Origin of the sequence: Limnobacter parvus, from assembly GCF_024623725.1 — a bacterium.
GTDB lineage: Bacteria > Pseudomonadota > Gammaproteobacteria > Burkholderiales > Burkholderiaceae_B > Limnobacter > Limnobacter parvus.
The window spans coordinates 108,398-129,214 of record NZ_JANKHG010000014.1; the positions used below are offsets into that span (position 1 = coordinate 108,398).

Genomic DNA, 20,817 nt, shown 5'->3' on the forward strand with positions numbered 1-20,817 from the left:
ACACGCGGCCCTCGGCACTTTGGAGCGCTTCAGCAAATCAGGAATGAAATTCTCTGGTTCACGCCGACCACAATTCGTAATGTTCACGCAGTATGCTGGCCACATAAATTGGGAGTAAATCATGCAATATTGCTATTTCATAAAGCATCTGGCAGAGGGGCAATACGAACTTCGTTTTCCAGATTTTATCGGCGCCAAAGAATTGTTCTCCTCAGAAGAGGAAGCGCACAAGGAAGCGATGAATATTTTTCTTGAGGCAGTTCAAACACGGTTTGAAAACAAACAACGCGTGCCAGAGCCCTCACCCGTCGACAACTGTCAGGGCACACTCAATGTACCAAGCACTTTTGGCGAACTGATCGTTCAACACAATATGATCATGGAACAGCTTTGCGAAATCCAGGATGTTAACGAATAATAATTTCTACAGCACAGAGTCTTTGGGAAACCCTCTTACTTGAGCTTTCTGCTGAACATACCCGCCAAGAAACCAGCAAACCCCACACCAGCAGACAAAATTGCGACTGTATCCAAACCATAGAACAGGCTTGTACCGTTCAAGGACAGTATCAAGAATGCGGGAATGGTTGCTGCGACTCCCAAAGACACTGCGCTGGATGTTGAAAACTGTTGAGTACGCATTGTGATGCTCCAAAAATGACTGGTTAGTCATTTACAAGTGTACAAGCGTACTCTTAGAGGAAGCCCTACCAAATCAGTGCTGTTTGGTTGTAAAACCAACAAAATCACTTGGCTATTTATTCCACATGACAGTTCTTGGTTTTGACACAATTTTGGAATGCACCTCTTTTGACGAAAACAAAGCCCAATCAAGCAATATGGAGTACAAGCGACTTCCTTAATTGTTGGCCAAACGAATAAAAATTGGGTTTGTTAAAGCCAAAGGCGTTGGATAGGAAGGTGGCACCAAGGGCGGCCGCAACTCTGCCCGAACGCCGCCTTGGGCAAGCGCCGGAACATTGACTGTCACGCTTTGAGAGTCGCCATTCAATATCGAGGCATGCACAGGCGCCCCATTGTGAAACACCAGGAGAATTGCGCCCGCCATGGCTTGCGCAACCTCGATTTCAATCGGCACCAAGTCGGTTAATGACGCCACCACAGTGTCGCCCATCATCACCTCTGCTGATTTAATAACCAGCATTGGGCCTTCGGGATCTTTGGTGATGTACGCGCGGCAGGACCGCAAACTGTCGATAATGGCCCGACGAGAAAGTGATTCCGCCCAAACCACAGTGGTTGGCGTACCAATTTTATAAGGGGTACCCAGCGGATTGCTTCCATCAAAACCGTGAATATCGGAGCCACCGTTTACGCAAAGCTTTCGATTTCGAGAAAGCTCAAGATCCCACTGCCTCAAAGACAAGTCCCCGCTTGATGCAAAAAATTCTGCATTCCAAATTTCAAGTGCATCTGGCAAGGCCCTGGCATCCAGGTCGCTGTCCTGAAAAAATCCCCAGTCGGAACCTGCACCAGGAACTACATAAGGATGTGCCGCAGTCGCGAATATTTTCTTTTCCCGCAACGTTTCAAGCAGGGGAATAATCGGGCTGTCATTCTCGTTCCACAGTGGCGTACGGGCGTATTTGCCAAACTCAGGTCGGAACCGCCAATCAATGTGGTCATTCTCATCAAGACCTACTACAACAAGGTGACCAGGCCCACCTTGCCACGTAGTGACTTCTTCGCCAGCCAACAGCAGAAATTCATCTGGGCTTGCAGAGCGAAGCTTTCTGTTTTGAACCGTCACGTTGTGATCGGTAAGTGCTATGAAATCAAGGCCATTCGCCTTGGCTGCCTCTGCAGCCTCTCGCGGGGTTTTCGCGGACCCACTCGAAAACGCGTCGCTTGAATAAACAGTGTGTACGTGCAGGTCGCCTTTGTACCACCCTGGTTGGTCTATCACCATTTCTGGCACTGGCTCAATGACTGGTTTGGTTAAGTTAACAATGTCCGCATCAACAATTCCGTTTTGCGAAAACATTTTGACTTCGACAAACGCGGTTCCACCGAAATTCAAAAAATTGGGTACTGCAATTTGCCACTCGCCACTTGGCAAATCCCCTGCTGTAAATCCCAAGGTGGCGGCATCGCGCTGGACGAAAATTTCTCTGCGTTCCTCTCCTGTAATTCCACGGAAATCACTTAGCTGAAACTTTGCACCGCCTGGCCCGAAAAGACCCAGCCCCAGCTTTGTATCCGGTGACCCATCGACAAAGCGAGCCTCCAAACGTTGTATGCCAGCGGGAAGATTAAATGGCAAGTAAAGCGTTTCCCCGGGAATTCCTACCGGGCCTGACAACACAACCGTTTGTTCAAGGCGCGGAAATGCTTGTTGCTCGAAGGTTGCAGTCCTTGAAGTGTTTGTTGTCGTACTGTTGCCATCGCCCATGCATGCCGCAACCACGAAGCAATTCAACGCCAAGGCTAGATTACCAAGCAATTTGGTATTTTCAACAAAAGACACCGGCAGATCCTCCATGGCTTGCTAAAGCAGCTATTCAGGATTGGTACTTGCACATTGCTGAATTGGACTTGTCAACGCGCACTAAATGACAAAGTACGAAATATTCATAAACCGTTTTAGGAGCCGGGTGTCACAAAACAAAAAGGACCTAGCGGATCACTCACGCTAAGTCCTTGATTTTATTTGGGGCGATGTATGGGGCTCGAACCCACGACCCATGGAATCACAATCCATTGCTCTACCAACTGAGCTAACACCGCCACCGTAAACTGGTCTAAATTCTTGGCCTGCCCGGAGGGGTTCGAACCCCCGACCCTTGGCTTAGAAGGCCAATGCTCTATCCAACTGAGCTACGGGCAGAATTTGCATTGTAACTCGCACACGCGAATGGGTATTTTTCTAAACCCACTGGTCAAGGATAGAACATCCTTTAAATTCGATGGTCGGGGCAGAAGGATTTGAACCCTCGACCCTCTGGTCCCAAACCAGATGCGCTACCAGGCTGCGCTATGCCCCGACAAAGAAGCGGAATTCTAAAGCCAATTCACGCTGTCGTCAAGACACTTCAAGCGATCTACCTAAATCGAATCACTACACCGAGTGAAATTAATTCGAACTTCGTCGCCTCAAGTCCCACCCAATATAAAAACCACAACAACCACCAACAATAACTACATCATGAGACTCAATACAATTCCACAACATATGGGAAGGATAACTCTTGCCCAAGACGCGCCCAACACGAACTCGTTGGGCCACTTTATTCTTCGCAACAGTCAAATCGCGCTGCCCTTTCAGTCGGCCATTGCTGCCGACCCAGAGCATCAAGAAAAATATTGGGATGAAAAAGTCACAAACGTTCTCGACAAAGAAATCATCAGCTTCATGGAAAATACGCATGCATCAGACACCCAGGCACCAAGCTTCACGCGCTACGGCATACCAGCCGCCGCTTACAAAGCATGGGGCGATTGTGTTCAAGAGCCCGCCGTCCATGCCCTGTACTCGGGCATTCCAGTTTCGCGCAAACAACTGAATACATACTTCGCAGAAGGCAGAAAACGGCTTGCCCAAGAGGCCGCTGAAATTACTGCCATGATGAAAAATCAGGATCTCGATGGCGTCAAGGCCAAATTCAACACCGATTTTTTCGGCGCAGACCGACTGGTGAAGCTGCTAACACCACTGGGCGACGATGGTCCATACGAGCCCCATTCACACCGAGCCATTGACTTGATGAAAAACGGCAGCAAAGAAGATGTATTCAGAAGAATTGGGCACCTCACCCTGGACAAAGACACCTTGCGATTCGCCATAAGCAATGTAAACGATTCACCAAAGCCCGACGCACTGGCATTGTTGTTTTCGGTCAAAGTCGGAAAACTGAGATTGGACACCACCTCTACCTACTTAAGTGCCAGTTTCGGCAAGCAGAAAGGAATCGACATGCCTTCGAACATGAGTCGGAACTGGAATAAAGAGATCCCGGAGATATTCTGGCGTCATTCACCCGTTCAAAATATTCCTTATCTGGAGACATTGTGCAGCCAATGCTATGAATCAATCGTTGACGAAAAACACCTTCCCATTGATTTGATCGACAAAATTCTGCACCTACATTACCTCGAAAGCCACCTTTGCAAGTTCGCCCGTGGAAGCGCCGCGATTAATGGCTGGCAAACTGAAAGTTTGTTGAAAGCGTATGGGGCTGGTCAACTTGAAATGCCAGAGAATCTTGACTGCCTAGCGCTTTCACACAATCTGTCCAGCGACTTCATACAAGAAGTGCATGACAAATACCCCGAGTTCACGAAGATTCTCATAAAAATCCGACAACCAGAAACACTGCCCATGCAGCTTTGTGATGCAATCAAACACAGAGACGATTCAACAAGCCAATTGCTTCTTCAAGACTTGCTTACCGTTGAGCTTATGCAAGTTAAATCGCCCTCGGGATTGGGTTTGATGCAGCTGGCTGCGAAATACGACAACTCGTCAATGGTCAACCAACTGGTCAATGCCGGTATTCCTGCCAGCCACAGCCACGACGAGCGCACGCCTTTGATGTTAGCCATTCGAAACAACGCCATTCACTGCGCCTTGCAACTTGTTGAACGTATGGCCCCCCATGAAATTGAGCCATTAATACCAGGTCGAAATCACCCACTCCACCATTTAATTATTGCTGATCAACCGGAGTGCGAGTTGTTACTTTTGGCAGAAGCACTTTGCATGAAATTAGCCAAAAACAATCAAAACCTGAATTCGCCAGACAGTCGAGGTGAAACCCCTGCCCAACTCGCAAAGAAAATGGACAAACCGCTACTAGAAAAAATCATTGAAACTCAAGCACAGCATTTCCGTTGATACGTGCACCGGGCGAATCTTGATTCAACCCGCTTTTGGCAAGGCATCCAGAATTTGCTGCACCAGGTGGTCAGCCAACTGTTTGCTGGCCGTTTCCACCATCACACGCAGCACGGGCTCGGTACCTGACGGGCGAATCAACAAACGCCCATTGGTGCCAAGCTCGGCCCTTACAGCCTCGCAAACACCTTGAACCTTGCTGTCGTTGGCCCAGTCGTAGCCAGATGGCAAGCGCGCATTCTTAAGTACCTGCGGCAGCATGGCCACCGGTTTTAAAATATCGGCCAAAGACATGCCCAGATTGCGCACTGCGCGCAGCACCTGCAAGGCACTCACAATGCCATCACCTGTGGAATGGCGGTCTAGTACCAACAAGTGGCCAGAGCTTTCACCGCCCAGCTGCCAGCCATTGGCCTGAAGCTTTTCAAATACATAACGGTCGCCAACCTTGGCCCGCTCGAACGGCACATCTAGTTGTTTCAAAGCCAATTCAAGGCCAAGATTGGTCATCAACGTACCTACAACACCATCGACTTTGCCTTGCATATGCAGGCGTTCAGCCACCAAGGCAAACAGCAGCTCATCACCATTGAAAATTCGGCCACTGCCATCCACGCAAATCAAGCGGTCGGCATCACCATCCAGTGCAAAACCGTAATCAGCCTTGTGTTCATACACCGCCCTGGCCACGAAGTCTGGGTAAGTGGCACCCACGCCGCGGTTAATGTTCAACCCATCGGGCTGATCTGCAAGAACCACCACTTCGGCACCCAGTTCACGAAACACCGCTGGCGCAATTTGGTAGGCTGCACCATTGGCGCAATCCACAACAATTTTCAGGCCACGAAGGTGCTTATCGCGCGGAAAAGTGCCCTTGCAAAACTCGATGTATCGGCCAGCCGCATCGTTCAAACGCTTAGCCTTACCTAACTCTTCAGAAGACTTGCAGGGCGCATGCAAGGCCAATTGAGCCTCAATTTCCATTTCCCAGGCGTCAGGCAACTTCGTGCCTTCACCGGAAAAAAACTTGATGCCGTTGTCTTGGTAGGGGTTGTGTGAGGCGCTTATTACCACCCCTGCCGACATGTTCAAAGCGCGGGCCAGGTAAGCCACGCCAGCTGTCGGCATGGGGCCCACCATTACCACATCCACACCCACAGAAGTAAAACCTGCTTCAAGGCAGCTTTCGAGCAGATAACCGCTTACACGGGTGTCTTTGCCAATCAGAACACGGGGACGGCGGCCATCGCCTTCATGCTGGGCCAACACCGTGCCGGCGGCCTGACCCAAGCGCAATACAAAATCGGGAACCATGGGGATTTGACCCACAGTGCCGCGAATGCCGTCTGTACCAAAATATTGTCTGCTCATTGAAAATCTACAGTTAGGTGAATTGTCACAGTTAGCCTGATTCTACGGTAAGGCCGTAGATGGATCACTCCATTTGTACCCGACTGTGGCTCAAGTACGACCCAAATAATCAATCTTGCTTAGTTTGCAAAAGCTTTCAAGATGCGCGGGGTCGTCAATGCCGTACACACCCAAATTTGAACCCGGGGTAAACAGGGCATGGATACGCTCATTCGATCGCTGTTGTAGCCAGCCAAAAGCACTTTGCCGCTTTGCTTCCAAATCGGGTCGCCAATGCTGCCCCTCGTACAACTTGCCCACTTCTTTGTACAGGTGGTAAACCGGAATCAGATTGTGCCGGGGGTGAAATACCTGATAACCCTTGGCATGAGCGCGCAGGGAAAGGCTTTGTTCCTCACCCCGGAAATACAGGTAGGGGTCGTAAGGCACTTGCTGGGTAAAATTGCCGGTGGTGAACAGAAAACAGGCTGCTACATGAAAACCGGGCAAATGCTGTGTTTGTTCTGATTCAGCGGGTTCACGAAACACTTTGAACTGCAACACTGCGCGGTCGGCGGTCAACTTGCTGTCCAGATTCCGATCAATCCTGAAAATGTCATTCGACTTAATCGGCTCATCTGCCAACGCCCTGCCCTGTGCATCAAACCTGAAACCGGGTGGATATGTGCTGATCAAGGGCTTGGGGTGGGTGTGTTTAAGCTGCTGGTGCTGCTGAATCAAGCTTTCATCCCAGCCTTGGTCAAACAAGGTGTGGGAATCGATCTGCAACAAATAATCTTGATCGTTGTACAACGAAAAAGCGATGGAACGCGCCCAGCATACCCCGCGGGAATCGATAGGTGACAAACCCACATAGTTGATATTTTTTCTGGCAGGAAAGTCAGCAAGCCATTGCGGGTTCAAGTTATCGGATTGATCCACCAAACCCACAAAAATTCGCTCAGGATGTGTGGCCTTGGCAAATAGTTGATGAACCGTAAGGTACAAATGCGGCTCGCAAAAAGCCACAACACTGACGAAAATGGTGGGTGGACTTTGCTGATTCAATTCAAAGCCGACCACACTTTGAATGCGTCGACAGTTTCGCGTACGTCGTGCACACGAACCACCGCAGCACCATGCTGGGCCGCATAGTTTGCCGCGGCCACTGAACCAGACATGCGCAACACCGGATCATTTTGCCCAGTCAGTTCCGCAATCATCTTCTTGCGTGAAACGCCCACCAACACCCCTGCACCCAAGGTTGAAAACAAAGGGGTGGCTTTCATTAACTCGATATTGTGTTGCAGGGTTTTGCCGAAACCAAAACCGGGATCTACCAAAATACGATTGGCTGGTACCCCCAACTCTTCAAGCTCGATCAATCGATGATTCAGGAAATTTTCTACATCACCAACCACATTGCCGTACTCAGGAGAATTTTGCATCGTGCGTGGTTCGCCCTGCATGTGCATTACCACAGCCCCTGCATTGGATTGGGCCAAGACCTGATCGGCACCCTCGGCCCGGAATCCATTCACATCGTTCAAAATATCAACACCCAAGTCGACAGCCTTGGCCATCACCGTGGTTTTCATGGTGTCAATTGACAGGGGCACATTCCAGGTCACAAGTTCCTTGAGCACATCGCCCACACGCTTCCATTCTTCTTCAGCATCCACCGCGCAAGCGCCAGGGCGAGTGGACTCACCACCAATGTCCAGAATGTTGGCACCATTCTCAAGCTGCTGGCGGGCATGGTCGATGGCTTTCAAGGTGTGGAAAAATTTCCCACCATCAGAAAATGAGTCGGGGGTTACATTCACAATGCCCATAATCAGCGGCTTGCCGTGCGTGTAGCTCAGGTCGAATCGACCGGCTTTCCAGGTACGAACCATGTGTTGCCTTGCAAATTGTTGTGCATGTCATTTTACGGCAATGATACTGTTTGCGAAGCTGCTCGTTTATAGCATTCGCAAAGTCGCATGCCCTCACCCCCATGAAAGTCTGTATTTCCCTTTTTGAAATTCACACTGACTCACCTCGCTCGGCAAAAAAGATGGCCGAGTCTCGGTGCCGGCCTTTGGCCGACCGTGCCGTGTGAATTCAAACGGGCAGACTTCCTTGAAGGCGGGATGAGGTCAATGCGAGCATTGCGACTGCAGCGAACCCGCCAGTGACTTGCGACTTGCTGCTCTGCTGCGGCTTAAGTCACCGTTTTACTCTCCAGCGCGGGGCGGTTCCGGCAGGAACCGATGCGAAGACGCTTCCGCGTTTCGCATGACCCAAGCCAGAATCATCAAACCGGGAAAAAAGTCTTGCTTGAGGCAAGGCGATGTGGCACCTAAACCGACCCAAGCGCGGCTGCCAAAACAAAAAAGCCGCTGATTAAAACCAGCGGCTTTCTTGAATTCGCATCAAACCGACTAATCAGTCTTCAGCTTTCACACTCATCGCAGCAGGAGCAGGCTGGGGAGTTGGAACAACCTTCTCACCGCCACCGCCGCCACTTGAACTTGGGCTGCCACCGGTGGGTGGTGTGCTTCCACCTGCTGATGGAGGACGTGGGTCTTTCCCATCCATGATGTCGTTGATTTGATCAGCATCAATGGTTTCCCATTCCAGCAGCGACTTGGCCATCAAATGCACCTTGTCGCGATTTTGATCAAGAATATCCCAAGCCACCTTGTACTGAGAATCAATGATCTTGCGAATTTCGGCATCCACCATTTGCATGGTTTGCTCGCTCATGTGCGTTGTCTTGGTCACTGAACGGCCCAAAAACACTTCACCTTCGTTCTCGGCATACACCATGGGGCCCAAGGCCTCGGTCATGCCGTAACGAGTCACCATGTCACGGGCGATGGCTGTTGCACGCTCGAAATCGTTCGATGCGCCAGTGGTCATCTGGTTCATGAAAATTTCTTCAGCAATACGACCACCAAACAGCACGGCAATGGTACACAACATGCGTTCTTTGTCCATGCTGTAACGATCACCTTCCGGCAATTGCATGGTGACACCCAAAGCGCGACCACGTGGAATGATCGTGACTTTGTGCACTGGGTCAGTTTTGGTCATCAACTTGGCAACCACCGCGTGGCCAGACTCGTGGTAAGCCGTGTTGCGGCGTTCCTCTTCGGGCATCACCATACTGCGGCGCTCGGCACCCATGATGATCTTGTCCTTGGCTTTCTCGAAGTCGTTCATTTCCACTACACGGCCGTTGCGGCGTGCAGCAAACAAAGCAGCTTCGTTCACCAGGTTGGCCAAGTCGGCGCCAGAAAACCCTGGGCAACCACGGGCCAATACAGACGCATCCACATCTGGAGACATTGGAATTTTGCGCATGTGCACTTTCAGAATCTGCTCACGGCCACGAATGTCCGGCAGGCTTACCACCACCTGGCGGTCAAAACGACCTGGGCGCAACAAGGCTGGGTCCAACACATCGGGTCGGTTGGTTGCCGCAATCACGATAATGCCTTGATTGGTGTCAAAACCATCCATCTCAACCAACATTTGGTTCAGGGTTTGTTCGCGTTCGTCGTTACCGCCGCCCAAACCGGCGCCACGCTGGCGACCTACCGCATCGATTTCGTCGATAAAAATAATGCAAGGTGCCTGCTTTTTGGCTTGTTCAAACATGTCGCGAACGCGGGCGGCGCCCACACCCACGAACATTTCAACGAAATCCGAACCTGAAATCGCAAAGAATGGCACCTTGGCTTCACCCGCAATTGCTTTCGCAAGCAGAGTTTTACCTGTACCGGGTGAACCGACCATCAAAACACCGCGTGGAATTCGCCCGCCCAACTTTTGGAATTTGGTTGGATCTCTCAGGAACTCAACCAACTCGTGCACGTCTTCTTTTGCTTCGTCACAGCCAGCAACGTCGGCAAAGGTAACGGGATTGGTGTTTTCATCCAGCAGCTTGGCTCGGCTTTTACCGAAGCTGAATGCTCCGCCCTTGCCGCCACCCTGCATTTGCCGCATGAAGAATATCCACACACCAATCAGCAGAATCATGGGGAACCAGCTAACGAACAGGCTCATCAACAAAGATGGCTCTTCTTCGGGCTTGGCCCGCACCTGGACACCGTACTTCAGCAAGTCGCCCACCATCCAGATGTCGCCAGGCGTGTAAATTACCCGCTCGCGGTCGTCTGTAGTCAGGGCACGCACCGTGCGGCCTTCCACAATGGCGCTTTTAATGCGTCCGTTCTGCGCATCTTGCATGAACTCGGAATAGGTCATTTCATTGGAACGAACCTGTTGCCCTTCGAACTGCCTGAACACAGTGAAGAGCACCAGCGCCACGACCAACCAAACTGCTGCTTTTGAAAACGAATTATTCAATGCTACTTCTCCTCGAGGACACTGGCCCCACCCTATGGAAATGGGGGCAGGTTGTCCATTTTAAACCCAAGCCACTGAATTGCGCCATCACACTAATTCATGGTGTGCATAAACAATGGTAATCGCCAGGGCAATTTTGCTGCTAAATACCTATTTAAGACCCTTGCAAAGCAAAAAGGTTTCCCTGGATTTGTCTCTGGAAGCCTTTGGTTTACGCGGTGAAACGCTTTTGAAGACTTGTTTCATTTGATGCACCACGTTGCTGTAAGACGATCCGTGAAATATTTTTACAATCAGCGCGCCATTGGGCTTCAAATGATTCACGGCAAAATCCATGGCCAATTCGCAAACATGTTCAATTCGGGCCGCATCGGCTGCGGCCACCCCGGAAAGGTTAGGAGCCATGTCAGAAACCACCAGATCCAGCTTTTCGCCACCCAAGCGCTGATTCAGGTCTTCCAGCACGGCTTCGTCGCGAAAATCCCCAAGAATGAATTCAACACCCGCAATAGGTTCCATTGGAAGCAGATCCAGTGCGATAATACGGCCATTGATGACCCCACCGGGTCCTACCAAGGCTTCCCTAAGCACCTGCGACCAGCTACCTGGCGTGCTGCCCAGGTCGACCACCTTGATACCCGGCTTCAACAACCCTTCCGGCTCGGCAATTTCCTTCAGCTTGAAGGCTGCGCGGGCGCGATAACCCGCATTCGTGGCCATTTTCACGTAAGGGTCGTTGATGTGATCATGCAACCAGTTTTTATTGAGTTTCTTCTTTTTAGCCACCGATTACCCAACCGAGTGAAAAATTAATATGACGGACACCACTGCTGTAACCCTGACACCTGCTGAAAAAAAGGCGCTTAAAGCCCAGGCCCATGCGTTGGATCCGGTGGTTTTGATTGGCGACAAAGGCTTGACACCCAATGTAGTCAAGGAAATTGACATGAATTTGAGTGCCCATGGCCTGATCAAGGTTCGTGTAGCAGGCGATGACAGGGAAGCCCGACTGGAATATGCCCAAACCATTTGCGATGAAACCGGTGCAGCGCTGGTACAACACATCGGTAAATTGCTTGTGCTCTTCCGCACCAAGGCGGAAGACCCTGAAAAAGCCAAAGCCAAAAGCCGCCCTAAACCAAAAGGCCCGCGCCAAACCAAACGTCAGTTTGCTTCAAAGGCTTGATTAGCTACCTTAGTGCCAAACTTCGTGGCGTACCAAGCAGCGGGCTTAACTGGCCTGCTTCACGCCAAATCGGTTTAAGCCCCACACCAAAGCGCCAATCATTTTGACGGAATACAGCACGCTGGAAATGGCATGCATGTTTCCGAACTGGCTGCGCATGGCAGCCAATTCATCGCCTTGCAAACCAGCCATGGCATTGCGCAAATCATCCATGTGCGGCTGAAGCCAAGCCAATTCCAGCACGCTGACACCCAAAATTACTGCCATCAGCACATTCAGACGCAGCGCAGCGCGTAATTCACCTGCCCAATTCGACAAGGCCAACAACAGCCCGCTGCTGACCAAGGAATACAAAGCCAACATATAAAACAGACGGCCTGCCACCAAACCCGCTTCCGGGCGAGGCAACCACTTGAACAAGCCGGGTGCAACCAGGATGGCCATGAACCACAAGGCTCCTAGCCAAATGGCCCAGAACGCAAGCTCCGCACTCCGAAAACCGCGCCAAGTCATTGTTCGAGTACTCCTTTATTGATTCAACATCAAATGTACCTAACTTCCAGCACTTCGTATTCACGCAGGCCACCTGGGGCCTGAACATGGGCCACATCGCCTTCGTACTTGCCAATCAAGGCCCGAGCAATAGGGCTTGAAATGGAAATCAAGCCAGATTTAATATCAGCTTCGTCGTCGCCCACGATTTGATATTCCACGGTTGCACCGGCTTCGATGTCTTCCAGTTTCACTGTAGCGCCAAAAACCACACGGCCTTCAGCGTCAACATTGGTGGGGTCGATGATTTGCGCATTGCTCATCTTGCCTTCAATTTCCTTGATACGCCCTTCGATAAAACCCTGCTTTTCTTTGGCTGCATCATATTCTGCGTTCTCAGACAAATCACCTTGTGCACGCGCTTCAGAAATGGCATTAATCACAGCAGGGCGATCAATGGTTTTCAGGCGATGCAATTCTTGTTTCAGCTTTTCAGCACCTTTGACGGTCAACGGGATAGTGGCCATAACTTCAATTGTTCCTGCAAATAAATGGAAAGCCGCCTGATAGCAAACGTTGCTATAAGACGGCTCGTAAAAGTTCAGACAGGCAGATTAAGCAGAGAGTTCCGCGTGCAGGCTTTGAACGCTGTATACATCCATTGAGCCAAGGTGTTTCATGCCCTCAACTGAAGCCAGTGCACCTGCCATTGTTGTGAAGATCGTAACACGAGAACTCAGCGATGTGGTTCGAATATAACGGCTGTCGTTGATCGCACTGCGGCGCTCTTCAACCGTGTTCACCACCAACTGCACCTCGCCGTTTTTCAGCATGTCCACAATATTTGGGCGGCCTTCCAGCACTTTGTTTACCACCGTGCATTCAATGCCACCCGCTGCAATGGCCGCTGCCGTGCCACGTGTCGCGATAATTTTGAAACCCAGTTCAACCAGCCCTTTGGCCAGCTTCACAGTGTGCTTTTTGTCTTCGGTCTTCACACTGATGAAGGCTGTTCCACCTTCAGGTAATTTAACCGAGGCGGCCAATTGCGACTTCACGAAAGCTTCACCAAAAGTACGGCCCACACCCATTACTTCGCCAGTGGACTTCATTTCAGGGCCAAGAATGGTGTCAACACCGGGGAACTTCACGAACGGGAATACAGCTTCTTTCACGGAGAAGTACTTGGGCACCACTTCACCCTTCACGCCCTGAGATTCAAATGTTTGCCCAGCCATACAACGGGCAGCAATTTTTGCCAGTTGCAAGCCTGTGGCCTTTGAAACATACGGTACGGTGCGCGACGCGCGTGGGTTTACTTCAAGTACAAACACATTGTCGTTTTGAATTGCAAACTGCACATTCATCAAGCCCACTACATTCAAGGCTTTGGCCATGACTTCCGACTGGCGCTTCAGTTCATTGACCATTTCAGCCGACAGGCTGTACGGGGGCAAGCAACAGGCGGAATCGCCGCTGTGCACACCCGCTTGTTCAATGTGCTCCATCACGCCGCCGATCATGACGGTTTGGCCATCGCACAGCGCATCCACGTCCACTTCAATTGCGTCATTCAGGAAGCGATCTAGCAGCACGGGGCTGTCGTTGCTGACCTTCACCGCTTCGCGCATGTAGCGCTCAAGGTCTTTTTGCTCGTGCACAATTTCCATGGCACGACCACCCAGCACATAGCTTGGGCGCACAACCAGTGGGTATCCAATTTCCTGGGCATGTGAAATGGCTTCGGCTTCAGTGCGCGCAGTGCGGTTTGGCGGCTGGCGCAGGTTCAGCTTGGTCAGTAATTTCTGGAAACGCTCGCGGTCTTCAGCAATATCAATACTTTCCGGGCTGGTACCAATAATAGGTACGCCGTTGGCTTCCAGCGATTTCGCCAGTTTCAACGGGGTTTGACCACCGTACTGAACAATTACGCCGATGGGCTTTTCAATGGCCACAATTTCCAGCACATCTTCAAGTGTCAAGGGCTCGAAGTACAAGCGGTCGGAGGTGTCGTAATCGGTTGAAACTGTTTCAGGGTTGCAGTTCACCATGATGGTCTCATAACCATCTTCACGCAACGCCATGGCGGCGTGTACGCAGCAGTAATCAAATTCGATGCCTTGGCCAATCCGGTTGGGACCACCGCCCAGCACCATGATTTTTTTCTTGTCGGTGGGCGCTGCTTCGCATTCCTCTTCATAGGTGGAATACATGTAGGCCGTGCCGGTTTTGAATTCAGCCGCGCAGGTGTCGACGCGCTTGTAAACAGGGCGCACATTGTACTGGTGGCGTAGCTTACGAATTTCCGCTTCCGATGTATCAAGCAGGTAAGCCAGGCGACGGTCTGAGAAACCCTTGCGTTTGAGCAAACGCATTACTGGCTCAGTCAAATCGGCCAGGGTTTTGGTTTCTAGTTCCAGTTCAGTGTCCACGATGTCTTGAATTTGAACCAGGAACCACCGGTCGATTTTGGTCAACTGGTGCACTTCTTCCAGGCCAAAGCCTTGAGCAAAGGCATCGCCCACGTAAAAAATACGCTCGGGGCCAGGTTCACCCAGCTCGCGCTCAATTACTTCACGATCCGTGGTTTTCTGATTCAGGCCATCGACACCCACTTCCAGACCGCGCAAGGCCTTCTGGAAACTTTCCTGGAAGGTACGGCCCATCGCCATGACCTCACCCACGGACTTCATTTGGGTGGTCAAGCGGTCGTCAGCAGTCGGGAACTTTTCGAATGCGAAGCGTGGAATTTTGGTAACCACGTAATCGATCGAAGGCTCGAACGACGCAGGAGTCAAGCCACCGGTGATGTCGTTCTTCAATTCATCGAGCGTGTAGCCCACTGACAACTTGGCTGCCACTTTGGCAATCGGGAAGCCGGTTGCTTTGGAAGCCAGTGCCGAGGAACGCGACACACGCGGGTTCATTTCGATCACGATCATGCGGCCGTTGGCCGGGTTGATCGAGAACTGCACATTGGAACCACCGGTGTCTACGCCAATTTCACGGAGAATCGCAATAGACGCGTTGCGCATCAACTGGTATTCGCGGTCAGTCAACGTTTGTGCCGGTGCAACAGTAATGCTGTCGCCTGTGTGCACACCCATGGGGTCCAGGTTTTCAATGGAACACACGATAATGCAGTTGTCTGCGCTGTCACGCACCACTTCCATCTCGAATTCTTTCCAGCCAATCAGGCTTTCTTCGATCAACAATTCGTTGGTGGGCGATGCTTCCAAACCACGACGACAAATGGTGTCAAATTCTTCGGCGTTGTAGGCAATGCCGCCGCCCGTGCCACCCAAGGTGAAGCTGGGGCGAATAATGACGGGGAAGCCGTTGCTGCCCACTTCTTTGGCAATGCGCGCCTGCACTTCAAGTGCTTCTTCCATGGAATGGGCCACACCGCTTTTCGCAGAATCCAGACCAATGCTGGTCATGGCATTCTTGAACTTCAAACGGTCTTCGGCTTTTTCGATGGCTTCTTCTTTCGCACCGATCAACTCCACGTTGTACTTGGCCAGCACGCCGTGTTTGGCCAGATCAAGCGCGCAATTCAGCGCGGTTTGGCCGCCCATGGTGGGCAGCACCGCATCTGGGCGCTCTTTTTCAATAATGCGCTCAACAACCTGCCAAGTAATGGGTTCGATGTAGGTGACATCAGCCATTTCGGGGTCGGTCATGATGGTGGCCGGGTTGCTGTTCACCAGCACCACTTTGTAACCCTCCTCGCGAAGCGCTTTGCAGGCTTGTGCACCCGAGTAGTCGAATTCGCATGCCTGGCCGATCACGATGGGGCCGGCGCCGATAATCAGGATGGTCTTTAGATCGTTACGCTTTGGCATAACTTCCCTTTAATTTTAAAATTTTCAATACGGTTCAAACAGGTTTGCACAATGGCTGCTTAAGCCTTGGCTGCCTTGATGTCTGAAATAAAACGGTCGAACAGTTCTGCCAAATCGTGCGGGCCTGGGCTTGCTTCCGGGTGTCCCTGGAAACAGAAGGCTGCGCGGTCAGTGCGCTCAAGGCCTTGAATCGAGCCATCAAACAGTGACACATGCGTAACACGCAGGTTGGCAGGCAATGAATCGGCATCGACTGCAAAACCATGGTTCTGGCTGGTGATCGCCACGCGCTTGGTTTTCAGGTCTTGTACAGGGTGGTTGGCCCCGTGGTGGCCAAACTTCATTTTTAGTGTTTTCGCGCCGCTGGCCAGTGCCATCAGCTGATGCCCCAAGCAAATGCCAAATACAGGCAGCTTGGTTTTATCAAGAATGTGCTTGATTGCAGAAATGGCATAGTCGCAGGGCTCGGGGTCGCCGGGGCCGTTGCTCAAAAACACACCATCAGGGTTCAAGGCCAGCACTTTTTCAACGGGGGTTTGCGCCGGAACCACTGTAACGCGGCAACCGCGCTGGGCCAGCATGCGCAAAATATTGCGCTTGGCGCCATAATCGAACGCCACCACATGGTGTGGGCGTTCGCCGGCCTGGAAATGGGGTTCTTCGGCAGCAACACCCAGTGCCCATTCGCCTTCAGTCCATTCATGCGGTGCTTTGCAAGAAACTACCTTGGCAAGGTCCATGCCGGCAAGGCCGGGGAAACCTTTGGCCAATTCAACAGCGCGTTCGGCGCTGAAAGTTTCGCCACTGTCCTCGGTCAACAGGCAACCACTCTGGGCACCCTTTTCGCGAAGAATTCGGGTGAGCTTGCGGGTGTCAATGCCAGCTATGCCGGGCACACCGTGCTTTTTCAGGTAATCGGCCAATGGCAGGGTTGAACGGAAGTTCGACACCAACTGGGGCAGGTCTTTGATGACCAAACCAGACAAATGGAGCCCATCGGACTCTTCGTCTTGGGGGTTGGTGCCCACATTACCGATGTGCGGGTAAGTCAGGGTAACAATTTGGCGACAATAAGATGGGTCGGTGACAATTTCCTGGTAGCCCGTAAGCGAGGTGTTAAACACCACCTCACCCACTTTCGTGGTTGGGGCGCCAAAAGAAATGCCCTCGAATACTGTGCCGTCTGCGAGCGCGAGCAAGGCGCGCGGGTGGGCGCTTGCGACTAATTTCGACAAGGGAAACTCCAATAGATGCGACAAAACACCCGGGGACAAATAACACCCGCGCAGGCTTTTGCCTAAGAATCATTCAGCTAGCCGAGAATTATACCCGGAACGGTGGCGTTCGGCCACACCGAAATGCGGCCTACTCAGAACTTTGGAGAACTTTGAGCTAATTGGGATGCTGGATTAACTGGGCAGTCTTCTGCCGTACCAGCACAACAAGGCAACGGTTACGTACATCAACAGGCCGTAAACCACCACTGGCACCGCAATCTCGGCGTCTTGCAACAAAGAAAGAGCAATGGTTAGCCCCAACGTTGAATTCTTTACACACATCTCAATAGACACGGTAAGGCTGTCTCGCGGATTCAGTCCGCTAATTTTGCCACCCAACAAGCCCAGCGCAATCGCTGCCAAGTTCAGGGCCACAACCGGCATCCACGCTTGGGCAAACCAAGTGGGCATGTTTTCAGATTCGCTGACACCAATCAAAACAATAATCGCCACCAACACAAACACCGCGAACTTGTTGATTGCAGGTTCAAATTTTTTGGAAAGCTCTGGCCGCTTGGCTCGAATGAACATGCCAATACACACTGGAATAATTACGATGACCATCATGGTGATCAAGGTTTTCAGAAACGGCAGTTGCAATTCAGTGTCTTGCCCCACGAACATGGGCAAAGCATAGGCCATGTAAAACGGGATGGTGATCACGGTCAAAAGACTGGCTATTACGGTCAGGGTGATGGACAAAGCCAGATTGGCTTTGGCCATGTAAGTGAGCACATTGGAAGTGGTACCACCCGGCATTGCAGCAGACAAGACCAGGCCTGCCGCCATGACCCCGCCACCAAAAAACCCACCGATGGCAAAGCCCAGCAAGGGAACGCCAATGAGCTGAAGCAAGGTACCAACGACAACGCCTTTGGGCTGCTCTTTGATGCGACGAAAATCTTCGACAGTCAGGCTAAGTCCCATGCCGACCATGATGATGAACAGTGAAACGGGCAAGCCGATCGTGATGTAGGTGTTGCCGAGCATTGTGTCTCCGTCAGTGTTTTTTATTGTTCGCTTACTGTAGCTGAACGTCGGCTACAGTGTTGTCAGCAATTTGACGTTTAAGTCGACTTTTTGAACTCAGCCCGCGCAATTTCTTCAAGAAAATCAGCCACCACCCGGGTTTTTAGTGAAATCTGGCTGCTCAAGCCTGGCGGGAATACAAGGTACATGGGCAAACCACCTTGATAGGGGTTGTCGCAATACCAGTCGGTAAGAATTTCAACCAGTTCGCCGCGGGCCAGTGCACCTTGAAGCATCCAGTCGGCGCTGCGCCCGCAACCCAAGCCAGCCAGTATTGCACGCACCACCATCATTGGGCTCGAACAGGTCAGCCAGGAAACCACACGGTGTTTCTGGCTGGGCGCATCGCCCCCTTTGGGCCAGAACTCCCATTCTTTCATGTCGCCACGCTGTGAAAATGCAATGCATTGGTGATGAACCAAATCGCCCGGCGTTTGCGGCATGCCGTGCTTTTCAATGTAGGCAGGCGATGCATAAAGTTTGCGCCAGATGGTCGCAATTTTTCGGGCTCGCAATGTGGAATCTTGCAGCTGCCCCACACGCAGGGCTATGTCGAAACCCTCTTCCACAATCAAGGCATTGCGGTTGGAGAGGTCGATTTGAAGTTGGACATCGGGGTATTTGGCATGAAATTCAGGCAATCGTGGGGCCAGTATTTTTTCACCGACAATCACCGGCAGGCTGATACGCACCGTGCCCTGCGGATTGCCGCTTTGCAACTGGGTCAGCGCGTCGCGCGCCTCTTGCTGACTTTCCAGCATGCGCTGGGCGTACATTTTGTAAATTTCTCCGGCTTCGGTAATCTTGACTTGCCTGGTGGTGCGGTTCAGCAAGCGAATATTCAGATGAGCCTCAAGCTGGGCAATCGCCCTGCTGATGCTGGAAGGATTCTCGCCCTTAAGCTTGGCCGCAGTGGCAAAACTGCCTGTGTTGACGACCATCAGGAATGTTTCAGCCGCTTGAAGTTCATTGAAATTGTTGCTCATGGCGCAATAGTAAAGTTCCCAATAGGTGGTTTATTTGCACAATGTACATCAATAATATGATTTCACACCATCTCAAAAGGAGTGTGAATCATGAATGAATGGCCCGAAAACCTGCCTGGCCTGGAGTTGAACTGGAGCTTGTTTGAAACAGCAAACAAGGCATTCCGGGCAAGCTTGATGTTGATCGTTGTTTTGGCCGGTATTGGCCTTGCTCAAGCCACCGAGCTACCCACAGTGATTGTGGCTGAAACCGCAGAATGGGTCGACTTCTCTGCATGGTTTGCCGATGGATCAATGGGTGGATTTGATGCCGCAGGTGCGGGTTATGGAGGCTGGTGATGTTGCTTGAACTGATTTGGCAGCGCCCTGCTAGGCCCCGCTTCGCCGAGGTGGCCACCGCCACCAGGCGGCAACAACCAGTGCCGCAAAGGCAGCATAAACCGTTGCGAACACCCAGCCCGGAGCGCTGTAAAACATCACTTGATGCACCCAAAACTGAATGAAGCTGCCCTGATAAACACCCTGCCCCGCTTGAATGCGCAGCCAGTTCTCAAGCGTGGTAAGGGGGCACTCGATGCCCAGCAAACTTTCAGCCACCACGATCAATATGGCCAGCAGGTGCAGGGCCCGAAACCAGGTGGTGTTCACCCAGGGCCAACTCATCACATTGCCCAAAACAATCAGCAACAGACCACCCACCACAAACAGCACTATGGCGAAGTGAACCAGCAAAATGATGTCAGCGAATAAGGAATAATTCATGCCCTAGGATAAAACAGAAGTTGAACCTTAAGCACTTGAAGTGATACCCAGTATTTTTAAACAATAAAAAGAGCCATGGGTTATTTCACCATTGATCAAAAAAAAACGAGACAAAATGAACGTTGCATCGCCACATGCGTCGACCACAATTTAGAGTCTACAAAGGCTTTGCAACGGGGCGCCAATGTGCTTCAAAAGTGCGTGAAGAACCTGGCTGAACAGTCGAGTGCCTTAAGCTGCCAATCAGGCCCCTTCAAACGCTGGACACAGAAAACTTTCGATTCAGACTTCGCCAAAATTTTGCAGCAGCAAAAATCTTCGCGACCAGCGGCGCTTGATGCATTGAATAAAACAAGCGAGTTGACGACACAGGCCAAGCAACGACTTGCGGCGACGGAGGCGTTGATCAAGGATTTGGAGGATACAAACAGGCGGATCGAGGCCAAGGTGGATCAGCTACACAAACCACGTTTGACAAGAGATTTACGACTCTCTCAGTCCAGCATTGTTCAAGGTGCGAAGGATTTAACCCTTGAACTTAGTTACAGACAAAGCGCAGAGCAGGTGTTGGCGCTGAGGGATCAGATTCGCGCTTGCGGCGACCAGATTGAAAATAACAAAGATACGTTGATGAACCAATATGGTTTCCCCGCACCGTAGGCGGGGAAACCACAGT

The 20,817-nt window shown here is 51.4% G+C and carries 19 protein-coding genes and 3 tRNA genes; 5 read left to right on the forward strand and 17 right to left on the reverse strand.

Annotation, left to right across the window (positions count from 1 at the left end; translation table 11 throughout):
• Window positions 1-121 precede the first annotated feature (121 nt).
• Complete coding sequence (locus NSP04_RS02790; RefSeq protein WP_257510819.1) at window positions 122-418, forward strand: hypothetical protein; 297 nt, start codon at window positions 122-124, stop codon at window positions 416-418.
• 35 nt (window positions 419-453) lie between these two features.
• Here the strand turns inward: NSP04_RS02790 and NSP04_RS02795 are convergent, their stop codons facing one another.
• The 5 genes from NSP04_RS02795 to NSP04_RS02815 all read right to left on the reverse strand — a co-directional run bounded on the left by NSP04_RS02795 (window position 454) and on the right by NSP04_RS02815 (window position 3,005).
• Window positions 454-642: a hypothetical protein gene (locus NSP04_RS02795; RefSeq protein WP_257510820.1), complete on the reverse strand. Its 189-nt coding sequence runs from the start codon at window positions 640-642 to the stop codon at window positions 454-456.
• Between the two features lie 217 nt (window positions 643-859).
• A complete protein-coding gene (locus NSP04_RS02800; protein ID WP_257510821.1) occupies window positions 860-2,488 on the reverse strand; it encodes a CehA/McbA family metallohydrolase in 1,629 nt (542 codons plus the stop codon).
• Window positions 2,489-2,672: 184 nt separating this feature from the next.
• A tRNA-His gene (locus tag NSP04_RS02805) sits at window positions 2,673-2,748 on the reverse strand.
• A gap of 23 nt (window positions 2,749-2,771) precedes the next feature.
• Window positions 2,772-2,848, reverse strand: a tRNA-Arg gene (locus NSP04_RS02810).
• Between the two features lie 80 nt (window positions 2,849-2,928).
• A tRNA-Pro gene (locus NSP04_RS02815) sits at window positions 2,929-3,005 on the reverse strand.
• Window positions 3,006-3,193: 188 nt separating this feature from the next.
• On the opposite strand from NSP04_RS02815, the gene NSP04_RS02820 reads away from it, so the two are divergent.
• On the forward strand, window positions 3,194-4,855 hold the full coding sequence (locus NSP04_RS02820; RefSeq protein WP_257510822.1) for an ankyrin repeat domain-containing protein: 1,662 nt from the start codon (window positions 3,194-3,196) through the stop codon (window positions 4,853-4,855).
• Window positions 4,856-4,879: 24 nt separating this feature from the next.
• Here NSP04_RS02820 and glmM read toward each other — a convergent pair whose 3' ends face one another.
• The 5 genes from glmM to NSP04_RS02845 all read right to left on the reverse strand — a co-directional run bounded on the left by glmM (window position 4,880) and on the right by NSP04_RS02845 (window position 11,350).
• Window positions 4,880-6,226: a phosphoglucosamine mutase gene (gene glmM / locus NSP04_RS02825; protein ID WP_257510823.1), complete on the reverse strand. Its 1,347-nt coding sequence runs from the start codon at window positions 6,224-6,226 to the stop codon at window positions 4,880-4,882.
• 90 nt (window positions 6,227-6,316) lie between these two features.
• On the reverse strand, window positions 6,317-7,273 hold the full coding sequence (locus NSP04_RS02830) for a GlcNAc-transferase family protein (protein WP_257510824.1): 957 nt from the start codon (window positions 7,271-7,273) through the stop codon (window positions 6,317-6,319).
• Entirely contained in the window at window positions 7,270-8,103 is an 834-nt protein-coding gene (folP, locus tag NSP04_RS02835; RefSeq protein WP_257510825.1) for a dihydropteroate synthase, read from the reverse strand. The genes NSP04_RS02830 and folP overlap by 4 nt, the downstream gene beginning before the upstream one ends.
• Window positions 8,104-8,635: 532 nt before the next feature.
• The gene (gene ftsH / locus NSP04_RS02840; RefSeq protein ID WP_257510826.1) at window positions 8,636-10,564 is read right to left on the reverse strand and encodes an ATP-dependent zinc metalloprotease FtsH; all 1,929 of its coding nucleotides are present in this window, start codon (window positions 10,562-10,564) and stop codon (window positions 8,636-8,638) included.
• Window positions 10,565-10,714: 150 nt separating this feature from the next.
• Window positions 10,715-11,350 carry an RlmE family RNA methyltransferase gene (locus tag NSP04_RS02845; RefSeq protein WP_257510827.1) on the reverse strand — a complete coding sequence of 212 codons (636 nt, stop codon included), beginning with the start codon at window positions 11,348-11,350 and terminating at the stop codon, window positions 10,715-10,717.
• Window positions 11,351-11,378: 28 nt separating this feature from the next.
• On the opposite strand from NSP04_RS02845, the gene yhbY reads away from it, so the two are divergent.
• Complete coding sequence (gene yhbY / locus NSP04_RS02850) at window positions 11,379-11,750, forward strand: ribosome assembly RNA-binding protein YhbY (RefSeq protein WP_257510828.1); 372 nt, start codon at window positions 11,379-11,381, stop codon at window positions 11,748-11,750.
• Window positions 11,751-11,795: 45 nt separating this feature from the next.
• Here yhbY and NSP04_RS02855 read toward each other — a convergent pair whose 3' ends face one another.
• The 6 genes from NSP04_RS02855 to NSP04_RS02880 all read right to left on the reverse strand — a co-directional run bounded on the left by NSP04_RS02855 (window position 11,796) and on the right by NSP04_RS02880 (window position 19,379).
• Entirely contained in the window at window positions 11,796-12,263 is a 468-nt protein-coding gene (locus NSP04_RS02855) for a DUF4149 domain-containing protein (protein WP_257510829.1), read from the reverse strand.
• A 29-nt stretch (window positions 12,264-12,292) separates the two neighbouring features.
• Window positions 12,293-12,769 (reverse strand): transcription elongation factor GreA, encoded by a 477-nt coding sequence (gene greA / locus NSP04_RS02860; protein WP_257510830.1) that lies wholly within the window; start codon window positions 12,767-12,769, stop codon window positions 12,293-12,295.
• An 87-nt stretch (window positions 12,770-12,856) separates the two neighbouring features.
• Entirely contained in the window at window positions 12,857-16,087 is a 3,231-nt protein-coding gene (gene carB / locus NSP04_RS02865) for a carbamoyl-phosphate synthase large subunit (protein WP_257510831.1), read from the reverse strand.
• 59 nt (window positions 16,088-16,146) lie between these two features.
• Window positions 16,147-17,322 (reverse strand): glutamine-hydrolyzing carbamoyl-phosphate synthase small subunit, encoded by a 1,176-nt coding sequence (gene carA / locus NSP04_RS02870; RefSeq protein WP_257510832.1) that lies wholly within the window; start codon window positions 17,320-17,322, stop codon window positions 16,147-16,149.
• A gap of 174 nt (window positions 17,323-17,496) precedes the next feature.
• Entirely contained in the window at window positions 17,497-18,354 is an 858-nt protein-coding gene (locus tag NSP04_RS02875; RefSeq protein WP_257510833.1) for a bile acid:sodium symporter family protein, read from the reverse strand.
• A gap of 77 nt (window positions 18,355-18,431) precedes the next feature.
• Window positions 18,432-19,379, reverse strand: a complete 948-nt coding sequence (locus tag NSP04_RS02880) for a LysR family transcriptional regulator (RefSeq protein ID WP_257510834.1) — start codon at window positions 19,377-19,379, stop codon at window positions 18,432-18,434.
• A gap of 90 nt (window positions 19,380-19,469) precedes the next feature.
• Here NSP04_RS02880 and NSP04_RS02885 point away from each other — a divergent pair, with 90 nt between their 5' ends.
• Window positions 19,470-19,718, forward strand: coding sequence for a hypothetical protein (locus NSP04_RS02885; RefSeq protein WP_257510835.1), 249 nt, complete (start codon window positions 19,470-19,472; stop codon window positions 19,716-19,718).
• 30 nt (window positions 19,719-19,748) lie between these two features.
• Here the strand turns inward: NSP04_RS02885 and NSP04_RS02890 are convergent, their stop codons facing one another.
• Complete coding sequence (locus NSP04_RS02890; protein ID WP_257510836.1) at window positions 19,749-20,141, reverse strand: DUF2784 domain-containing protein; 393 nt, start codon at window positions 20,139-20,141, stop codon at window positions 19,749-19,751.
• A gap of 75 nt (window positions 20,142-20,216) precedes the next feature.
• On the opposite strand from NSP04_RS02890, the gene NSP04_RS02895 reads away from it, so the two are divergent.
• The gene (locus tag NSP04_RS02895) at window positions 20,217-20,801 is read left to right on the forward strand and encodes a hypothetical protein (protein WP_257510837.1); all 585 of its coding nucleotides are present in this window, start codon (window positions 20,217-20,219) and stop codon (window positions 20,799-20,801) included.
• Window positions 20,802-20,817 lie beyond the last annotated feature (16 nt).